We start from the raw sequence: 969 nt of genomic DNA on the forward strand, positions 1-969 counted from the left end.
GGCGAGCGGGTCGAGCCGGGCCGCGCGCTCCTGCAGCAGCCGCAGCGCGGCGCGGCGCGCGCTGCGCGGTCCCATGCCCGGCAGCCGCGCGAGCTGCGCGATCAGTGCCTCGATCTCGGTGCCGCCCATCGCAGGGGCCCGTCTTCGGCCGGCGTCCGCGGATGGCTCAGAACGGCAGCTTCATCCCGGCCGGCAGCGGCAGCCCGCCGGTGACCTTCTGCATCTCCTCGGCCATCAGCGCCTCGGTCTTGCGCCGGGCGTCGGCGTGCGCGGCGACGATCAGGTCCTGCACCGTCTCCGCGTCCGACGGGTCGAGCAGCTTCGAGTCGATCGCGATCTGCTTCAGCTCGCCCCGGCCGGTCAGGCGGACGGTGACCATGCCGGCGCCGGCGGTCCCCTCGACCTCGGTCTGATCGAGCCGCGTCTGCATCTCCTCCATCTTCGCCTGCATCTGCGAGGCCTGCTTCATCAGGCCGGCCAGATTCTTCATGCGTCCTGTTCCTCGTTCTCGTCGGTAAGTGGCTCGTCGGGCGGCGGGATGTCGTCGGCCGGCGCCGCGGGGGCACCGGCAGCACCCGGCAGGCCGTAGGCATCGAGCGTCGCGTCATGCACCTGCTCGATCCGGGCGCCGGGAAAGGCGTCGAGGATGGCGCGCACCAGCGGCTCGTCGGCGGCCTCGGCGGTGCGCCGCACGCGGGCGGTGTCCGCTTGCTGCTGCAAGGTGGGCGCGCCGGCCTCGGCGGAGAGCGCGATCGTCCAGCGGATGCCGGTCGCGTCCGCGAGCAGCGCCGCGAGGCGCTGGGCGAGGTCGCGGGGCGCCTCCGGCTCCAGCCGCAGCTCGATGACCGGCGGCGCATAGCGCACGAGGTGGGCGGCATGCAGGAGATGCCCGTGCAGGGTCGCCTCGCGCCGTTCGGCCGCCAGCGCGATCACGTCGCCTGTTGAAAAAGTCGGGGATGAGCTGTGGCT

At 73.5% G+C, this 969-nt stretch carries 1 protein-coding gene and 2 pseudogenes; all 3 read right to left on the reverse strand.

What is annotated here, in order from left to right:
* Positions 1-129, reverse strand: a pseudogene (locus B8460_RS23450) (recombination mediator RecR); the annotation flags it as partial.
* A 37-nt stretch (positions 130-166) separates the two neighbouring features.
* Positions 167-490 (reverse strand): YbaB/EbfC family nucleoid-associated protein, encoded by a 324-nt coding sequence (locus B8460_RS14550; protein ID WP_048862337.1) that lies wholly within the window; start codon positions 488-490, stop codon positions 167-169.
* Positions 487-969: pseudogene (locus B8460_RS14555) on the reverse strand (DNA polymerase III subunit gamma/tau); the annotation flags it as partial. The gene B8460_RS14550 and the pseudogene B8460_RS14555, both read right to left, overlap by 4 nt.

It is taken from the genome of Acidisphaera rubrifaciens HS-AP3, from assembly GCF_000964365.1.
Taxonomy (GTDB): domain Bacteria; phylum Pseudomonadota; class Alphaproteobacteria; order Acetobacterales; family Acetobacteraceae; genus Acidisphaera; species Acidisphaera rubrifaciens.

Coding starts and splice junctions, on each gene's coding strand:
- B8460_RS14550 (WP_048862337.1), bottom strand. CDS start 490: ATGAAGAATCTGGCCGGCCTGATGAAGCAGGCCTCGCAGATGCAGGCG.